Annotated in this window: 18 protein-coding genes; 14 read left to right on the forward strand and 4 right to left on the reverse strand. The window is 48.3% G+C overall.

All coding sequences use genetic code 11. The features are described from left to right. Positions 1–3: 3 nt before the first annotated feature. Positions 4–375: a hypothetical protein gene (locus KNO85_RS05430; protein ID WP_214787566.1), complete on the forward strand. Its 372-nt coding sequence runs from the start codon at positions 4–6 to the stop codon at positions 373–375. A 47-nt stretch (positions 376–422) separates the two neighbouring features. Here KNO85_RS05430 and KNO85_RS05435 read toward each other — a convergent pair whose 3' ends face one another. Next, entirely contained in the window at positions 423–1,493 is a 1,071-nt protein-coding gene (locus KNO85_RS05435) for an N-acetylglucosaminidase (protein WP_251126611.1), read from the reverse strand. 77 nt (positions 1,494–1,570) lie between these two features. Between KNO85_RS05435 and KNO85_RS05440 the strand changes: the two genes are divergently transcribed. Continuing rightward, positions 1,571–2,569: an aromatic acid exporter family protein gene (locus KNO85_RS05440; RefSeq protein ID WP_214787568.1), complete on the forward strand. Its 999-nt coding sequence runs from the start codon at positions 1,571–1,573 to the stop codon at positions 2,567–2,569. 173 nt (positions 2,570–2,742) lie between these two features. Further along, positions 2,743–3,870, forward strand: a complete 1,128-nt coding sequence (locus KNO85_RS05445; protein ID WP_214787570.1) for a M20/M25/M40 family metallo-hydrolase — start codon at positions 2,743–2,745, stop codon at positions 3,868–3,870. A gap of 46 nt (positions 3,871–3,916) precedes the next feature. On the opposite strand, the gene KNO85_RS05450 is transcribed toward KNO85_RS05445, so the two are convergent. After that, positions 3,917–4,090, reverse strand: a complete 174-nt coding sequence (locus KNO85_RS05450) for a hypothetical protein (protein ID WP_214692882.1) — start codon at positions 4,088–4,090, stop codon at positions 3,917–3,919. Between the two features lie 74 nt (positions 4,091–4,164). Between KNO85_RS05450 and rnz the strand changes: the two genes are divergently transcribed. The 7 genes from rnz to KNO85_RS05485 are packed head-to-tail and all read left to right on the forward strand — an operon-like array spanning position 4,165 to position 8,826. After that, positions 4,165–5,070 (forward strand): ribonuclease Z, encoded by a 906-nt coding sequence (rnz, locus tag KNO85_RS05455; protein WP_214787572.1) that lies wholly within the window; start codon positions 4,165–4,167, stop codon positions 5,068–5,070. 1 nt (position 5,071) lies between these two features. Beyond that, the gene (locus KNO85_RS05460) at positions 5,072–5,959 is read left to right on the forward strand and encodes a hypothetical protein (RefSeq protein WP_214787574.1); all 888 of its coding nucleotides are present in this window, start codon (positions 5,072–5,074) and stop codon (positions 5,957–5,959) included. After that, the gene (locus tag KNO85_RS05465; RefSeq protein WP_214787576.1) at positions 5,956–6,363 is read left to right on the forward strand and encodes a DUF4430 domain-containing protein; all 408 of its coding nucleotides are present in this window, start codon (positions 5,956–5,958) and stop codon (positions 6,361–6,363) included. The genes KNO85_RS05460 and KNO85_RS05465 overlap by 4 nt, the downstream gene beginning before the upstream one ends. Further along, entirely contained in the window at positions 6,314–7,000 is a 687-nt protein-coding gene (locus KNO85_RS05470; RefSeq protein ID WP_251130581.1) for a hypothetical protein, read from the forward strand. Before KNO85_RS05465 ends, KNO85_RS05470 begins: the two co-directional genes overlap by 50 nt. After that, complete coding sequence (locus tag KNO85_RS05475) at positions 6,978–7,934, forward strand: ATP-binding cassette domain-containing protein (RefSeq protein WP_214787578.1); 957 nt, start codon at positions 6,978–6,980, stop codon at positions 7,932–7,934. Before KNO85_RS05470 ends, KNO85_RS05475 begins: the two co-directional genes overlap by 23 nt. Continuing rightward, positions 7,907–8,452, forward strand: coding sequence for a hypothetical protein (locus tag KNO85_RS05480; protein ID WP_214787581.1), 546 nt, complete (start codon positions 7,907–7,909; stop codon positions 8,450–8,452). Before KNO85_RS05475 ends, KNO85_RS05480 begins: the two co-directional genes overlap by 28 nt. Before the next feature lie 41 nt (positions 8,453–8,493). Beyond that, the gene (locus tag KNO85_RS05485; RefSeq protein WP_214787583.1) at positions 8,494–8,826 is read left to right on the forward strand and encodes a hypothetical protein; all 333 of its coding nucleotides are present in this window, start codon (positions 8,494–8,496) and stop codon (positions 8,824–8,826) included. A gap of 31 nt (positions 8,827–8,857) precedes the next feature. Here the strand turns inward: KNO85_RS05485 and KNO85_RS05490 are convergent, their stop codons facing one another. Further along, positions 8,858–9,649: an SDR family NAD(P)-dependent oxidoreductase gene (locus KNO85_RS05490; RefSeq protein WP_251126782.1), complete on the reverse strand. Its 792-nt coding sequence runs from the start codon at positions 9,647–9,649 to the stop codon at positions 8,858–8,860. 148 nt (positions 9,650–9,797) lie between these two features. On the opposite strand from KNO85_RS05490, the gene KNO85_RS05495 reads away from it, so the two are divergent. The 3 genes from KNO85_RS05495 to KNO85_RS05505 all read left to right on the forward strand — a co-directional run bounded on the left by KNO85_RS05495 (position 9,798) and on the right by KNO85_RS05505 (position 13,427). Then, entirely contained in the window at positions 9,798–10,700 is a 903-nt protein-coding gene (locus KNO85_RS05495; protein WP_214789822.1) for a peptidase U32 family protein, read from the forward strand. Positions 10,701–10,709: 9 nt separating this feature from the next. Further along, positions 10,710–11,951 (forward strand): peptidase U32 family protein, encoded by a 1,242-nt coding sequence (locus KNO85_RS05500; RefSeq protein WP_214787585.1) that lies wholly within the window; start codon positions 10,710–10,712, stop codon positions 11,949–11,951. A gap of 78 nt (positions 11,952–12,029) precedes the next feature. Then, positions 12,030–13,427, forward strand: coding sequence for an MATE family efflux transporter (locus KNO85_RS05505; RefSeq protein WP_214787587.1), 1,398 nt, complete (start codon positions 12,030–12,032; stop codon positions 13,425–13,427). Positions 13,428–13,435: 8 nt separating this feature from the next. Here KNO85_RS05505 and KNO85_RS05510 read toward each other — a convergent pair whose 3' ends face one another. Beyond that, positions 13,436–14,299: a DMT family transporter gene (locus tag KNO85_RS05510; protein WP_214787589.1), complete on the reverse strand. Its 864-nt coding sequence runs from the start codon at positions 14,297–14,299 to the stop codon at positions 13,436–13,438. Between the two features lie 201 nt (positions 14,300–14,500). Between KNO85_RS05510 and KNO85_RS05515 the strand changes: the two genes are divergently transcribed. Then, complete coding sequence (locus KNO85_RS05515) at positions 14,501–16,627, forward strand: DNA topoisomerase III (RefSeq protein ID WP_214787591.1); 2,127 nt, start codon at positions 14,501–14,503, stop codon at positions 16,625–16,627. Positions 16,628–16,638 lie beyond the last annotated feature (11 nt).

The following is a 16,638-nucleotide window of genomic DNA, read 5'->3' on the forward strand; positions in this document are numbered from 1 at the left end:
AAAATGTTTGATGAAAGTATTGATGTGAACAAATTGATAACACGCGCTGCAGAGCAAGCGGATTTCGAGCGTGCTTGGTTGGCGTATGCGCAAGATCGGTATGGAATCGTAGTAACAGATGAAGAAGTCGATGTTTGGATTGAAAATGGACCGGATGCGGAGACAGTCGAGTTACAGAGACGGTATGCCGAGGCAAAAGAAATGAGTGTGTATGAGCTGAATCATGGTTATGATCGCGATCAATACATGAAATGGGTCGTATGGGAAAAATTGATTCCAATCATCACGGAACGGTATGGAGAGTCAAGTGAGCAAGTGCTCGACAACAATCGACTCATCGAGCTTTACGAGGATGAAGTCAAGGGCACTCTATAAATAAATAATACGTGAATCAGCCCGACTCATTTGAGCCGGGCTACTGTTCATTGGATTTGTTTTAACTGTTTCAAGCCGAGTTCACGATCGATTGAATACATCGTACCGGCGACTTTCTCGCCCCAGTATGGGTCTGACGCGTAAAAGATATTGATCCCTTCTTGCTTGTTCCCAGGGTAGTCTCCGCGTGCGTATGGACCTTTTACATATTTCGTGGCGAACAATTCGGCAGCCGCATCAACGCTCGCTTCAATCGTTTCAAACGATGTTGCGTTTCCGCTCGGGTCGTCATCGGTCGCTCGAAATCCAAATAAGTTACGTTTTTCTCGAGCAATGTCGGACGTTCCAAATTTCGACTCATGACCGGCTACGGCGAGTAAGAATAACGCATTGATGCCATACGTTTCTTCTGCCTGTTTGAAAGCATCCCCCTCTCCGGCGAGTGGGGAGTCGATGGATTGTAAATACTGATCAAATGCTTTGGCGGAATACGGTGTTGTTGATTGAATCGAAGCGAATTGATAGGGAGAGTCGAAGACGTCCCGGACGCGTTCCGTGTAGAAACGCTCTTCTGAACGCTTCTCTGTCGGTCCAACGAGGAACGTGCCGGCGAGATTTGCATTCGCCTCGACCGAGTGATACACATCCCCATCCCGAATCTCATAATAGCCGCGTCTCTCTACGACAGCTTCTGGGAACAATGCCATCTGATCTGGCTTTACATAGACGTCTGCGCCTGAGATGCGTACTTTCAAGTGGTCATCGCCTCGCTCGAGCAGTTGTAGTCTCGTACCGCCAGCGACATAGGACTGACGTTTTTTGAACGATTGATCTTCATATAGGTTCGTGATCGCATCGCTCGGTGTCACGACTACACCAGTTCCTGTGAAGTCGAGGACTTCTCCTGAAGGAGAGAATAAGGTGCGGTTGTTTCCAGCCGCCATGTATCGTTTTGCTTCAGTAAGGGATTCGAACGATCTCGTGACACGGTCTCCGTTCGTGACGGTTTCGACGGTGTACGAGTCAGGACGTTCGGACTGGATCCATAAAAATGCGGCGATGGCAATACTGAGTGTCGCGACCATCGGCCAAAGTGTACGTTTTTTCTTTCGTTTCAATCAGATCACTTCCAAACTTTTGAATTGCCAAACGAGTTGATTTAGTCAACAATTTGATGGAGAAGGGGGAAATCAGTATGAAAATTGGAACGCGGACGTTAAAGACCGCGGTCGCAGCGGGTATCGCAATGCTCATTTCCGAGACGATTCATCTTGATTATTTTGTATTTGCAGCCATTATCGCTATTTTGAGTATTCAAGAGACTCGGAAAAAATCCATTCGCGCTTCGTATGAGCGTGTCATGGCGAGTCTTCTCGCCATTGGGATGGGTGCCGCGATGTTTACGTTACTCGGTTATTCACCGGTGACGCTCACACTTTATTTTGTCATCTTCATTCCACTCGTACAACAATTGAAACTGCAAGATGGGCTCATTACAAGTGTCGTCATCTTGACGCACCTTTATACTGAGGCGCAATTTTCGCTCGAATTGTTCATCAATGAGTTATTACTCATCGCTATCGGTGTCGGTGTCGGACTTGTCGTCAACATGTATATGCCGACGCTCGACCGTGAAATCGAACGAATCAAAGACAATATCGACCGTTCGCTCGCCGTACTCTTTTACGATGTGGCAGCATGTGTAGAGACAGGTGTGTATAATAACCATTCGATGATGCTGATCAAGACGAGGGACTATTTGAAAGAAGGGAAAGATTTGGCCCTTCGGCGTATGGGTAACTCGATCGGAAAACGGAATGAAGATATGGACTATCTCTACTTCCGAATGCGAGAGCGACAATACGATATTTTGAAACGCGTCGCTGACAACGCCAAAGAGATTACGATGGTCGTCAATGAAGCAAAGCCTGTTGCCACATTTTTGCGTCGCGTCGGGGACCATGTGAATGAACAAGCGGATGCTTCGGTCTTTCTGCAAGAACTTGAAGAGATGATTGAGCACTATCGAAAAAACGTACCTCTCCCCACGACACGTGAAGAATTTGAGGTACGCTCATCCTTGTTGAATATTTTGTCGGATGTGAAAAGTTATTTGATCTTGAAAGAGCGTTATATTTTGCTCTTAAAAGAACATGGTCATGCTCGAGAGAAACGTGCTGATCAAAAAGATTGAGACGATGACGATGACGCCGATTTGAATGATGCGTTGTCGTCTTTTTTGCTTTTTCTTCATAACTTGCCTCCATGTACGTGTTTGCCATCATTGTACAGAATGGAAAAGATTCGTGCAATCTAAGGGAGTTTGTTATAATGGTCAAGAAATGTTTGGATGGAGGGATGTTGTTTATGGTAAACGAGACACGAGTGCTCGACACATTTTTAGGATTGGTCGGCATCGATTCAGAAACGAAAGAAGAGGCTGTCATCTGTGAACATTTGAAAGCCGTGTTCACAGAGCTTGGTTGCGACGTCTATGAGGACGATGCATCAACAAAGACAGCGCACTCTGGTAATAACTTGATCATCACGTTGCCTGCAACGAAAGAGAATGTCGATCCGATTTACTTCACGGCTCACATGGACACGGTGACTCCTGGTAAGGGAATCAAAACGAGCATCAAAGACGGATACGTCGTGACAGACGGGACGACAATTCTCGGAGCGGATGACAAGACTGGCCTCACGGCGATGATCGAACTCGTTCGCGTGTTGAACGAAAAACAGATTCCACACGGACAAATCCAATTCGTCATCACGGTAGGGGAAGAATCAGGACTCGTCGGGGCGAAAGTCTTGGATTTATCAAAAATCGATGCGAAGTTTGGTTTTGCACTTGACTCGGACGGCCCGGTCGGTGACATCATCGTCGCAGCACCGACACAAGCAAAAGTAAATGCGAAAATTTACGGGAAGACGGCCCATGCAGGTGTCGCTCCAGAGAAGGGTATTTCAGCGATTCAAATCGCAGCGAAAGCCATCGCGAAGATGCCACTCGGTCGAATCGATGAAGAGACAACGGCAAATATCGGTCGCTTCGAAGGGGGACGTGCCACAAACATCGTGTGTGACTACGTCGAAGTACTCGCTGAGGCCCGTTCGCTCATTCACGAGAAGATGGAAAAGCAGGCGGAAACGATGAAACAAGCCTATATCGAAGTGGCGGAGTCGTTTGGTGGTCGTGCTGAAGTCGACATCGACATCATGTATCCAGGATTCAAGTTTGAAGAAGGTGACGAAGTCGTCGAGGTCGCGAAACGTGCGGCGGCGACAATCGGACGTCCGACACGAATCTTACACTCAGGCGGCGGTTCGGATGCGAACGTGATCGCCGGTGGTGGGATCCCGACGGTCAACTTGGCGGTTGGTTATGAAGAAATTCACACGACGAACGAACGCATGCCTCTTGAAGAGTTATACAAACTCGTCGAGTATGTCGTCACAATCGTTGAAGAAGTTGCATCACCTAAGAAATAAAAAAAGAGCCGACCATTCGTCGGCTCTTCGTATGTGTTCGTACTCGTTATGCTGCGAACTCCAGAGACTCTAAAATCAACTCGTCTGTGCAATGAAGTTCGATCGCTATGTCGTGAATGCGGATAGAGGTGCCTTGTTCCTGTTGGTGCAAGCGATTCATCAAAGCTGCGCGATCTCGAATCGTCTCGTAAATTGATTCGGGTTGTTCTGCCTTGGTCATCACAAATCACATCCTTTTCAGCGATTACCACAAGTATAGCATGGAACGGACTTGAAGAAAGGACTAAATTATTTATGAAGTTACAGTTTTTAGGAACTGGATCAGGTATGCCATCAAAGCAGCGAAACGTGTCAGGTCTCGCACTCGTCTTACCTAAAGTCACCTGGTTGATTGACTGTGGAGAAGGGACGCAACATCAGATGCTCTACACGAAAGTCAAACCACGAAAAGTGACGGCGGTATGGGTGACGCATTTGCACGGCGACCATGTTTTCGGATTACCTGGATTTTTATCGACACGTTCAGCACTGGATGGAACGGAACCCCTCACGGTTTATGGACCGAAAGGATTGAAAAAGTGGCTTGAAGCGACGCTTCGTGTCACGGGTTCTCATCTCGGTTATGAGCTGAATGTCATCGAGTTCACGGATGGAGACACATTTGAACAAGACGGTCACATCATCACTGTGCGAAAATTAGAGCACCGTTTCCCATCTTACGGTTTTCGAATTCAAGGACCTGAAAAGCCAGGGACTCTTTGCGTTGATCGAGTGAGAGCGCTCGGGATTCCGAGTGGACCGATCTATAAAACAATCAAAGAAGAAGAACGGTTTGAATATGAAGGAAAATGGTATGACTCTAAAGAATACGTCACTGAACCGACTCCGGGTAAAGTCGTCGCCATTCTCGGAGATACGACCCCTTGTGAAAACGCTCGGATTTTGGCAGAAGGTGCGGACCTTCTCATTCATGAAGCAACATTTATGGAAAGTGAACAGCCGCTCGCGCGGAAATATGGTCACTCGACGACGCGTGAGGCGACAACGCTTGCGAAGGCGTCTGCTGTCAATCAATTGATTGTCACACATATTTCAGCTCGTTATGTCGGGCGAGAGGAAGAGTTTGAGCAAGAGGTCGTATCGGACTTTCCGTCGAGTATAGTTGCGACCGACTTTTTAGAATATACAGTGGGGGATTGATGTGACCATTCAACTCTATGTGTGGGCAGCGTTCTTAGTAATCAGCATCTTGTTAGGTGTTCGATTGAACCAGTTAAAAGAGCCGGAAGCCAATTTCTTTCCGAAGTTCTTATTCTATTCACTGCTTGGGATCGTTTCGTTTCCAATCGGCGGTTTTCATATCCCAATTGGGTTTTTATTGTCTTTTTTATTCTTCCCGAAACAGAATAGTCGCTATAAATGGTATGGAGCACTTTTAGGATTCTTCTTCTTTATCGTCTTATTATTCGTACCGTTATTTGACCAATCTGGATTTCGTACAGAATCCCAGCAAATCGGTGCTGTTTCCGTCACGGATGAGTCATTCGATGAGATGACGGAGAAGGTATTGCAACGAATCAATAGTGATTCAATCAAGCTAGACCGAGGTAAGCTTCAAATTGATCGGGAAGGGAACGTCCAAACGATTGAGTATTTACTGATGGTCGAGCGAGCCGAATCGTTCCAGCAAATTCGCGTGACATATGGAGAGGGACAACTTTCCTATGAACAAGTCGATGAACTACGAATAGAATCGGGACAGGCGTTTTTTGAAAAGCTCGTCGAATTCGATCATATGTTATCGACATTGAGAGGACCGTCATGGGAAGAGTACACAGATGTCGTCGCCGCGCCGATTTTACAACTCTCTTATGATGGGCTTTACGACATGTATACGTTCGAAAACGAGTCGATGCTTATGATCAACCGAGACGATGAACTCGTTAAGTTTTGGCTGCAGCGAGAACCGGTCCTTGCTAACAGTATCCAGCTCGTCGGACTGACGCAGGAGGGCCGTAGTACAGGTGAGCGCTATGCGATTCTATATAATTATTCGATACACCAACGAGAGGATTTGACAGATCAATGAAACCGTATGTAACCATTACTCTATTAGCTACGGCGTTACTTGCCGGATGTGGCGGGGAAGAAGCGCAGCAAGAATCGTGTGGTGTAAGTCCGACCATCTCGGTCTATAACGCAGCGACCGAAGAAACACTTTATCAAGAGAAAAGTGTTTGCTTAGAAGAAGATGCGACCGTGCTCGATGCGTTGAAAGCGACAGGACTCGACCTTGAAGTGACAGGGAATGGTGACATGTCTTACGTAACGGCAATTGAAGGAATTGAAGAAAAATCAGAAGGACAATCGTCAGGATGGGTATTTGCTTTTAACGGTGCTCCGGGAGATGAGGGAGCGGGCGCTAAAGAAGTAGAGTCGACGGATGTCATTCAATGGCGGTTCGAAGAAGATGCAGTGGCTTTCTTCGAATGAGGCAGATTGGGAGCGGAGACATCCTGTCACGCTCCTTTTCTATCTACTCTGTCATTTATATGTGCTGATGAATGTTGAAACAACCACGTTTTTCGTGATAGGGCTTTTTCTTCTGCTCCTCATCGAGCGTCGTTTCCCTTGGCCGATGTTATCTGTACTTGTTGCTTTCGGAATCATTTCGATTTTACCCATACTCATTGGTTGGGAGATTTCTTTTACGTACATATGGCGTCAGATTTTAAAATTAGCCGCTTTTCTACTCGGCATGTTATGGATTTCTCGAATCATTCGTCTCGAACGATTGCTCCCACTCTTATCGAACTTCCCCCGCTCGTCCTCACTCTTATACGGTGCATGGGCACTCATCCCGGCATTGGAGCAGGCGGTACGTCAGGCAATCAGAAGTCATCCGAAAGCGTCTTGGCGAGACGCGGTCCAAATCGGTATTGAGCGACAGCAAGATGAGCCGAAGTTCGCGGTCGAACCAATGCGACGCTTTCGTATAGAGGATTTTTTCCAAATCGTGCTCATTGGAGCCATTTGTTCGCTTTCCCTTCATCTGTTTATCGGACTTTGGCTCATCTATCCATATCTCACGAAAGGAGGGGTGCGTGATGCAATGGTTATCTTACGTTGACGGTTCGTTCGAACGATTCGTAGAACGATATCGCCCCCGCGTGATCGAGATGAATCAATCTTTCTCAGGAAAGGTTGGACACTTATTATCAAGTGTTGATCCATTTCGTGGGGCGGAAATTGCGACGCTTTTACAAATCGATGCGCTTTATCCGAAGCGATTTGATGCGTGTTCAAGCGGGGAACAGCAAATTGTGCGGGTCGCCTATGCCTTGTTAGATCGACCAGATTCAATCGTCCTCATCGAACCGTTTCGACATTTAGATTCATTTCGAAGAGAACATTTAGAGATGTTGCTCCGTCGGATCTCCGGAATCGGTGTACAAATCGGTTTTACCGAGCGGGCAAAAGAATCTTCGGGCGAGATGACGTTCACCTTCAATGAATCGACGACGCTACCTTCCATCGATGCAACCGACGTGTCTTATCGACATCCTCTTCAAGCGACGTATGCGATTGATCATGTGACGGTCCAGATGAATGAGCCTGGACTCACGGTCATTGTCGGGACGAACGGGAGTGGAAAGTCGACATTGCTCGAACTGTTGGCCAGAAGCAGACGACCGCTCCAAGGACGGATCAAGCGCGGGGAGCGGGCGGTCTACCTTCCTGCCGACCCAGAAGTTGGACCGTTCCCGAAAGCAGAGAAGCGACGGGGCGCTCAACTTCAATCTGTCCTACACGATCCATCGGGCGTTCTTCTACTCGATGAACCTACTGTCGATTTGACAAGTGGAGAGCGTGACGCGTTTCTCGAAGCATTGCAACAGAAGGCGAAGTCAGCCCTTGTGGTCTGTGCGACACATGATATGGAGCTGATTCAGACTGCGACAGATGTGATTTATCTAGCGAACGGTCAAATCGTCTTTCAAGGAGATCGGATCCTTTTCCAAGATCGGAGCACGCTATGGTCACATACGTCCTCGCCATCCTGATTGCAATCGTCGTTCTGTATCGGTTCGAAAAATCTTCCACCCCGATTCAACCGCTCGTTCAACTATTAGCACTTGCGGTCATCGGTCGCTGGCTCTTCATGACGATTCCAAATGTCCAGCCGACGACGTCCATCATCATGTTGACCGCTTTACTGATCGGCTTGAACGGGGCAGCCATCCTTTCGCTCTTTGTCCCGATTCTGTCAGGACTTTTGCTCGGGATTGGTCCGTTCGTGTTCTATCAATTTTTAGGATGGCTTCTCGTCGTAGTTCTCGTTCGTTTATTTCGTCCGCTTCTATTGAAGTCAACAGTCCTCTTCTTGATCCTCGGTTTGCTATCTGGATTCCTGTATGGATGGACCACAAATTTGGCATTCATTGAAGTGGTCGGCATGGATGTCGTGAAGTTGTTGTTGCTAAGCTTTCCATTTGATTTTGCTCATGGGATTTCTAACGTCGTCTTTTTAATCATGATTCGTCCATTATTTGAGCGCATATTCCTTCATCAACTCGGGTAAATATACAATATTCCTATCATGTTGAGTGAGGTGAACGACGGATGAGTGCCTATGTCAATATCACTGAAGTCGGTATGTTTCTACTCGTAGGGTTGTTGTTTATCCTGTTAAACCTTGTTTTGTTAGTAAAGCGTTATACGAGAGCCCGTTTTGCGATGCTGAGCATCCTTGCGGCGAGCGTTTGGCCGGCATTGATGATTGTTCTATCCGTAGAGCAATTGAGTGTGATCGATCAATTGACCTCTGGTGAATGGACGCTAGATGCTGCCCTCGCGTGGGGAGTCGTCCTCTCGACAACGCTCATGACGATCATTCCGGCAGGTGTCTTTTTATATCGGCTCGTGACCATTTCACGATTACATTCTGAACATTAAAAGGAGCGACCGTCGCCGGGCGCTCCTTTTTTTATGTCGTTGATTCAGCGGCATTGCCGTCTGTTGGTTTTTGAACGCGGCGCAAGACTTCAAGACTGAGAGCGCGTGGCATCAGCTTGGCGAACCCGACTAATAACTGGTTCGAGAGACCTGGTACGATGACGCGCTTATTATTCATGACCCCTTTATAGCCAAAGAAGGCGACGAGGTGTGAAGGCATTTTCGAGAAGGATAATTCACTCCCAGCACGATCAAAGAAGTTCGTATCTGTCGGCCCAGGGCAAAGGACACTGACGTGGACACCGCTTCCTTTCACTTCTGCATGTAACGCCTCGGTAAGTGAGAGTACATAAGCCTTCGTCGCATAGTATACAGCCATATACGGACCAGGTTGGAATGCGGCGACGGATGCGACATTCAATACATAACCATGGTCTCGTTCAAGCATACCGGGAAGATAGGCTTTCGTCAGTTCGGTCAACGTATTGACGTTCAATCGGACCTCGTCCGCCTCTGTCTCAGCATCAAGGTCGGCAAATGCTCCTGCCGTGCCGAACCCTGCATTGTTGATCAAAAAGTCGACGGTCAGTCCAGCCTCATCAATCATTTTGGTCAAGCGGGATGCTGCGTCATGCTTTGCCAAATCAAGCGCGAAGACGTGGACGTTGATTCGATATCTCGTTTCAAGTACTTTTTTTAGTTCGTGTAAGCGTGGCTCGTTTCGCGATACGAGAATACAGTCGTATCCGTCTCGAGCGGCGAGTACGGCCAAGTCTAAACCGATTCCCATCGAGGCACCGGTGATTAAAGCTGTCTTTGACAACGTGATCCACTCCTTTTAAGAAAAGTCATACATTGTTACTGAATTCTTCACGAGTTGTTAAAATCCTGCTCCGTTTGCACATTCAATCCTATGCTAAAGTATAGCAAGAAAATGTGATTAGACTCACAAAGTAGGGAGAAGAATAATGATGATGATTCAGCTCGTCACTACGGCGCAAAGCGTCGAACAAGCAGAAGCGTTAATTAAAGCGGGTACGGACCGATTATATATTGGGAGTTCACGGTTCGGATTACGTCAAAAAGGAGACTGGACGATTGATGCTGTGAGAGAAGTCACACAACTTGCCCATCGGTATGGAAAAGAAGTGACGGTGGCCGTCAACAACTTGATGCATAACGAACACATTCAGGAATTGCCTGACTATTTACAAGCGTTGAAAGCGATTGGAGTCGATGATGTGACAGCTGGAGATCCCGGGGCTATCCGTCTGATTCGTCAAGCGAAAATCCCATACTGGTACGATGCTCAAACACTCGTCACGTCATCCAAACAGATTCAGTTCTGGGCAAAGCGTGAGGCAATCGGGGCGGTTGTCGCGCGAGAAGTCACGCTTGAGGAGTTGGTTTTGATTCAACAACAAATCGGACTCCCGGTAGAAGTACAAGTATACGGTCCGACATGTATCCATCATTCGAAGCGACCGCTCGTGACGAACTATTTCAATGAGCTCGGGCGTCCCTCTGAAGAGGCAAAACAACGTGAGTTTTATATGAGTGAACCGGCAGATGCGTCGAGTCGTTATCCCATCTATGAGGACGAGAATGGTACACATATTTTCTCAGAAGATTTGACGCTCATGGCGCAGCTGCCGACATTAGTCAAACATGGCCTTCACACATGGAAACTCGACGGGTGGCACGCGGGAGAACAGTTCGTTGAGATTGTGCAGTTGTTTACCATCGCACGGGCGAATCTGTTGAACGGTCAATTCGATCGAATCGAGATGGAGCATCGCCTTAGAGAATTACAACCGGAAGCGTTTCGACTCGGTACGGGATTATTGTTACGCAAACCAGAAGAGATCAAGTGAGGGATCAAGATGAAACAACGTCCAGAATTATTAGCGCCAGCAGGAAACTTAGAGAAATTGAAGATGGCAATCCATTATGGTGCCGATGCGGTTTATATCGGCGGGCAACAGTTCGGGTTACGTTCGCGTGCCGGTAACTTTAGTTATGACGAGATGCGTGAAGGTGTGGCTTTTGCACATGCTCGCAGTGCAAAAGTATATGTCGCCGCAAACATGGTGACGCATGAAGGGGATATCGAGGGAGCGGGTGATTTCTTCCGCACGCTCCGTGACATCGGGATTGATGCGGTCATCGTCTCTGACCCTGCAATGATTGAGACATGTCTATCTGAGGCGGAAGGGTTGCCGGTTCACCTATCGACACAAGCTTCCGCGACGAACTATGAGACGCTTCGCTTTTGGAAAGAAGAAGGGCTCGAACGAGTTGTGTTGGCCCGTGAAGTATCGATGGATGAAATTGTGCAGATGAAACAAGAAGTCGATGTCGAGATCGAGACGTTTGTCCATGGGGCAATGTGTATCTCATACTCAGGACGTTGTACGCTGTCGAATCATATGACGTTGCGTGATGCCAATCGAGGTGGGTGTGCCCAGTCGTGCCGTTGGAAATATGGTTTCTTCGAAGAGGGAGATCTCTTGACGGAAGAGATGGAGGCTCGGGATGAAGAACCGTTCTCCATGAGTTCTGTCGATTTATCGATGGTCCGACATATTCCTGACTTGGTCGACGCGGGAGTCGACAGCTTGAAAGTCGAGGGACGGATGAAATCGATCCATTACGTCGCAACCGTCTGTAACGTCTATCGTCAGGTGATTGACGCATATTGTGAAGACCCTGAGAACTTCGAGTTTGACCCGGCGTGGGAAGAAGAGATTTGGAAAGCGGCACAGCGAGAACTGGCGAGTGGCTTCTATTACGGGATCCCGACCGAAAAGGAGCAATTGTTCGGAAAACCCCGTTCGATTCCTCAATACGCTTTTGCAGCTCGTGTGATCTCATACGATGAGGCGAGCGGGATGGCGACACTCGAGCAACGTAACCTCTTCTCCATCGGCGAAGAAGTTGAATTTTTTGGACCAGGATTCGTCCGTTTCTCCCAAGTCATCGAGACGATTGAAGATGTAGACGGTCAGCCGCTTCAGTCTGCCAACCAAGCGATGATGACCATTCGAGTTAAAGTGGACGAGCCCGTCGCGACCGATTTCATCATGCGCAAGCGAAAAGGCGTCCCGGCACGCATTCTCGTCTGACACATCCATCGAGCCAACATAGTCGCCCGAACCATTCAATCCTGCTACCCTAGAAGGTAGAGACGGAGGGATGGAAGGATGAACCAAAATACGGAGCAATTGCGGACAGAGCCCATCGGCCGACTCCTATTCAAATTATCGCTACCTGCGATGATCGGGATGCTCGTGACGGCGCTCTACAACATCATTGATACGATTTTTGTCGCCCGAGGCATTGGCGCTTCGGCCGTCGCGGCAATCGGGATTGCGTTTCCTATACAGATGATCTTAATGGCCGTGTCGAGTGCCGTCGGTCTCGGTGGCGCCTCCATCAGTTCTAGAAAGTTAGGAAGAGGAGACGATGCCGGGGCGGCTGTCACGTTTTTGAATGTGCTCGTCCTCGTCGGTCTGTTCGCGGCGCTCGCGGTCAGTTCCGCCTTCTTTATGCTAGATGAGATTTTAATGGTGTTCGGAGCGACGTCCGAGATTATGGAGCTCAGTCGACAGTACTTATCGGTTGTATTGATTAGTTCACCGTTCTTTATGTTCACACTTGCTTCAAGTGCGATGGTTCGTGCTGAAGGACAGGCGCCTTATCAAATGAAGGTCATGTTGACGACCGTCCTCGTCAATCTCGTGACGACGCCCCTGTTCATTTTTACGTTCGACTGGGGAATGTACGGGGCAGCTACTTCGACGGCACTCGCCCAAGTCGTCGGTTCCGTATTGATGCTTCGATTCTTCTTCGCACGAAAACCAAAAACGGAACTGCGCTTCAAATGGCGACAGTTCCGGATACGATTTGATGAGATGAAAGAGATCATGGCAATCGGCTCCTCTTCGTTCATCATGATGGTGTCTCAATCGATTTTATTCGTCGGCGTCAACGTGATGCTCGGAACGTACGGTGGGACGGAGGAGCTGGCGATTTTCGCCATCATCAATAAATTTATGGCGCTCGTCGGTATGCCAATCATGGGGATTGTCCAAGGGATGCAACCGATTGTTGGATATAACTATGGTGCCGAGCGATTTGACCGCATGCGTGAAACCATTTGGACGGCGATGCGAGCAGGAATTGCGATTGCTGTGATCATTTGGCTCATCTTGCAGTTGTTCCCGAATACGTTGATGGGGTGGTTCTCGACAGATGAGGCATTAATCGCAGGAGGTGTAACGGCGATTCACATTTTGTTCGCGGTCTCGTTTTTACCGAGTGTTCAAATGCTCGTCAACGGGATATATCAATCTCTTGGGAAAGCACGGGTCGCCATGTTCTTGTCCCTTTCGCGTCAGACGCTCTATACGATTCCGCTCGTCTTCATTCTCCCATCGTTCTTCGGGGTATTTGGGGTATGGCTGGCGTTTCCGATTGCTGATGCGATGACGTTTTTGACAGCGGTCGCGTTGGCGTTCTGGGATCGTAAATTGTTGTTCCGTCCTTCAGAAGAGGATGCGGAGGCGCATGAAGCTAATCCGAAAGCGACAAACCTATAATCAAATCATCAAACGTCCGCTCGTGTCGAGCGGGCGTCTTCTTTTAGGAACAAATAAATCCCTCCAAGTAAGACGATGGCCCCAAGCCATTGAAATGGACCGAGACGCTCACCAAAGAAGACGTACCCGAATAGCATTCCCCACAATGCCTCCCCGAGAATCGTGATACTGACGACAGTGGCACTGACTCGGGCTAAAGCGTAATTGAATAGATTGTGCCCCAAAATCGTCGGGAAGAAGGCGAGGGCAAGGAAATACCACCAGTTGACCGTTTCAAAGTCGGTGAATGTCGTCCCGCGAACGAGGAGCATGAAGCAAAGGACGACCGTCGCGACGAGATAGACGCTAAAGGAATATGTATTCGTATTCATCGATGTCCGCACATGTTGGCCGACAAGCCAGTATCCCGCGATCAGGAGTGCGGCGATCAGCGCGAGCAGATCTCCGAACAGTGCTTCCCGTCCAAGTTGAATATCACCAGCAGCGACAAGCATACCACCGAGGACGGCAACGAGCGCGTATGCCAATCCTTTTCGAGTCGGGTTCTTTTTAAAGATCAACGCATTTCCAATCAAGACGAAAATCGGACTTGAGGTGACGAAGAGTGTTGAACTGGCGACCGTCGTATAATCGAGAGATAAAAACCAAAGCCAAAAGTGAAACGCGAGCAATGTTCCACTCAGTAACAAGGCATATCGTGTCATGAGTCGAGTGGTGATAAGTGATTTGAAATCGACGAACGGGAGTAGCATAAGACACGTGATCAGCATGCGGTAAAACGCAGCCGTCTCGGCTGGAGCGGACGTCCATTTGACGAACAAAACGCTCGTCGACAAGAAAAAGACAGCGGCGAATAAAATGAGATAAGACATGACGACACTCCTTCACATATGTATATTCTCTGTTAATCATATCGGAAAACAGCTGTGAGGCAAGACATGATTCATGAATCACAAACAAATGCTCCCCTTTCGCGGTGTCCATCCTCGACTTGGTATAGTAAAATACATAAGAAGAAGCAATCTAACCACGTACGTCTTGCCATAAAACTTAAGGCGAAGTAAGGAGTTCTTATGAGACTAATCATCGCGGAGAAGCCATCACAAGCTCAGAAGTTGGCGGCTCCCTACCCATCTAAAAAAAGAAAAGATGAGATTGAAATCTCACCTTGCTCACGTTTCCCAGAAGGGGCGATTGTCGTCTGGGCGGTCGGCCACCTGTGCGAACTACAGGAACCTTCACACTATCGTCCAGAATGGAAGTCATGGAAATATGAGGCACTTCCGATTGTTCCGGAGCGTTTTGATTATCGAATCTCAAAAGGAAAATCAAAACCGTTTTATGCCATAAAAAAATGGTTACACGACCGTTCCATCACAGACGTGATTATCGCTTCGGATGCTGAAAGGGAAGGAGAAGCGATTGTTCGCTTAATTCTTCGACTCGCAGGCAACAAAAAACCGTTAGCACGGCTATGGATCTCGAGTCTGACGGAGCAAGCGGTCGATCGTGGATTCTCTCAACTGTTGCCGGGTGAGCAAACCGTCCCTTACTATCATGAAGCGATGAGCAGAGCATGTGCCGACTGGCTCGTCGGAATGAACGCCTCGCGTGCGTACACGACCTTGTTGAAAACGATTGGGATTGAGGACGTGTTCTCGCTTGGTCGTGTTCAGACTCCGACACTCGCCTTGATCGTCAATCGCGAACGCGAGATCAAACAGTTCGTACCAGAACCGTACTTTGAAGTCGAGGCGACTCTCGTAAAAGGTCGAGGCACATTCAAAGCGAAATATACAGTCGGAAAGACGACGAAGTTAAAAACACGTGAGGAAGCAGATGCGGTCGTCAAACGCGCTTCTGGAAACGCAATCGTGAAAACGATTGATAAAGAAGAAAAAGTGGAGCAACCCCCATTTTGGTTCAGTTTATCCGGGCTTCAAGCCGAAGCGGGGAAACGTTTCGGTTTCGGGGCGAAAAAGACGCTTGATATCGCTCAAAAGCTCTATACGAAAGGTTGGATCAGCTACCCGCGGACGGATTCAGGTTTCGTCACTCCAGATGAAGCGACTCTATTCCCTCAGACGAAGGCGAGACTACTGAAGTCTGCTGCCTATGCTGGACTTCGCGATGTCTTAACCGAAGACCCGTCTAAGAATCGTCGGTACGTCAATGCGAAAAAGGTCAGTGACCACTACGCCATCATTCCGACTGAAGCATGTGGTGACGTCGCCCGACTCGGTGGAGACGAGGCAAAACTGTACGATTTGATCAACCGACGTTTCCTTGCCGCATTTGCACCTGCGGCAATGCTTGAGAAGACGACAGTTGATTTGATTGATGGGAACGACATGTATCGGGCAAAAGGGACGGTCGTCGTGAGTCCCGGCTATCGTCAAGTCGTTGAGATGAAATCAAAAGATGTCGAACTTCCTGCGTTGACCCTCGGTGAAGAGGTAAAAGAAAAGAAAATCGAAGTGTTGTCGAAACAGACAGAGCCACCGAAACGGTATACCGAAGGGGCGCTCATTATGGCGATGAAGGTCGCCGGAAAACAGCTCGATGATGAAGAGTTGATTCATATCATGAAAGAAGTAGAAGGTCTAGGCACTGAGGCGACACGTGCTAACATTATCGATGGATTGAAGAAACGGGGCTATGTCCAACTTCAGAAAAAAGAGCTCGTCCCAACAGACAAAGGTCGTCTACTGATTGACGTGCTTGGGGACAGTATTTTAGCATCGCCCGTTATGACAGCGAAATGGGAGAAACGACTTCACGAAATCGGACAGGCATCTGCATCTGCTGCTGAATTTATTGAACAGGCCAAGAAGATGTCGATTCATTTGGTCGAAGAAGCAAAGTCACGGGTCGAAGCGGCAAACCCAGAAGGCTATACGATTGAGGCGAAGCGTTACGGCAAGAAGGGGACGACTCGACCGAAGGCGTCGTTCGGGGTTTGTCCGAATTGTGGTAAAGGCCTTGTTGAACATCCGAAGTTCATCGGCTGCAGCGGTTACCGGGAAGGCTGTCGTTTCACGGTCTCGAAACAGGTGCTCGGCGTAGGCCTCGTCAAAGATGAGTTGAAGCAAATGATCAATGGCGGTCAATCGAACGTGCATACGTTTAAAAAAGGCGAGAAGACGTTCAATGCTTCTCTATATCTTGAAAAAGGTACGTTACGATTCGAGTTCAAATAAAAGAAGGGTCG

It is taken from the genome of Exiguobacterium sp. s124, assembly GCF_018617485.1.
GTDB lineage: Bacteria > Bacillota > Bacilli > Exiguobacteriales > Exiguobacteriaceae > Exiguobacterium > Exiguobacterium aestuarii.

Coding starts and splice junctions, on each gene's coding strand:
- KNO85_RS05430 (WP_214787566.1), top strand. CDS start 4: ATGTTTGATGAAAGTATTGATGTGAACAAATTGATAACACGCGCTGCA.
- KNO85_RS05440 (WP_214787568.1), top strand. CDS start 1,571: ATGAAAATTGGAACGCGGACGTTAAAGACCGCGGTCGCAGCGGGTATC.
- KNO85_RS05445 (WP_214787570.1), top strand. CDS start 2,743: ATGGTAAACGAGACACGAGTGCTCGACACATTTTTAGGATTGGTCGGC.
- KNO85_RS05450 (WP_214692882.1), bottom strand. CDS start 4,090: ATGACCAAGGCAGAACAACCCGAATCAATTTACGAGACGATTCGAGAT.
- rnz (WP_214787572.1), top strand. CDS start 4,165: ATGAAGTTACAGTTTTTAGGAACTGGATCAGGTATGCCATCAAAGCAG.
- KNO85_RS05465 (WP_214787576.1), top strand. CDS start 5,956: ATGAAACCGTATGTAACCATTACTCTATTAGCTACGGCGTTACTTGCC.
- KNO85_RS05470 (WP_251130581.1), top strand. CDS start 6,314: ATGTCATTCAATGGCGGTTCGAAGAAGATGCAGTGGCTTTCTTCGAAT.
- KNO85_RS05475 (WP_214787578.1), top strand. CDS start 6,978: ATGCAATGGTTATCTTACGTTGACGGTTCGTTCGAACGATTCGTAGAA.
- KNO85_RS05480 (WP_214787581.1), top strand. CDS start 7,907: ATGGTCACATACGTCCTCGCCATCCTGATTGCAATCGTCGTTCTGTAT.
- KNO85_RS05485 (WP_214787583.1), top strand. CDS start 8,494: ATGAGTGCCTATGTCAATATCACTGAAGTCGGTATGTTTCTACTCGTA.
- KNO85_RS05495 (WP_214789822.1), top strand. CDS start 9,798: ATGATGATTCAGCTCGTCACTACGGCGCAAAGCGTCGAACAAGCAGAA.
- KNO85_RS05500 (WP_214787585.1), top strand. CDS start 10,710: ATGAAACAACGTCCAGAATTATTAGCGCCAGCAGGAAACTTAGAGAAA.
- KNO85_RS05505 (WP_214787587.1), top strand. CDS start 12,030: ATGAACCAAAATACGGAGCAATTGCGGACAGAGCCCATCGGCCGACTC.
- KNO85_RS05510 (WP_214787589.1), bottom strand. CDS start 14,299: ATGTCTTATCTCATTTTATTCGCCGCTGTCTTTTTCTTGTCGACGAGC.
- KNO85_RS05515 (WP_214787591.1), top strand. CDS start 14,501: ATGAGACTAATCATCGCGGAGAAGCCATCACAAGCTCAGAAGTTGGCG.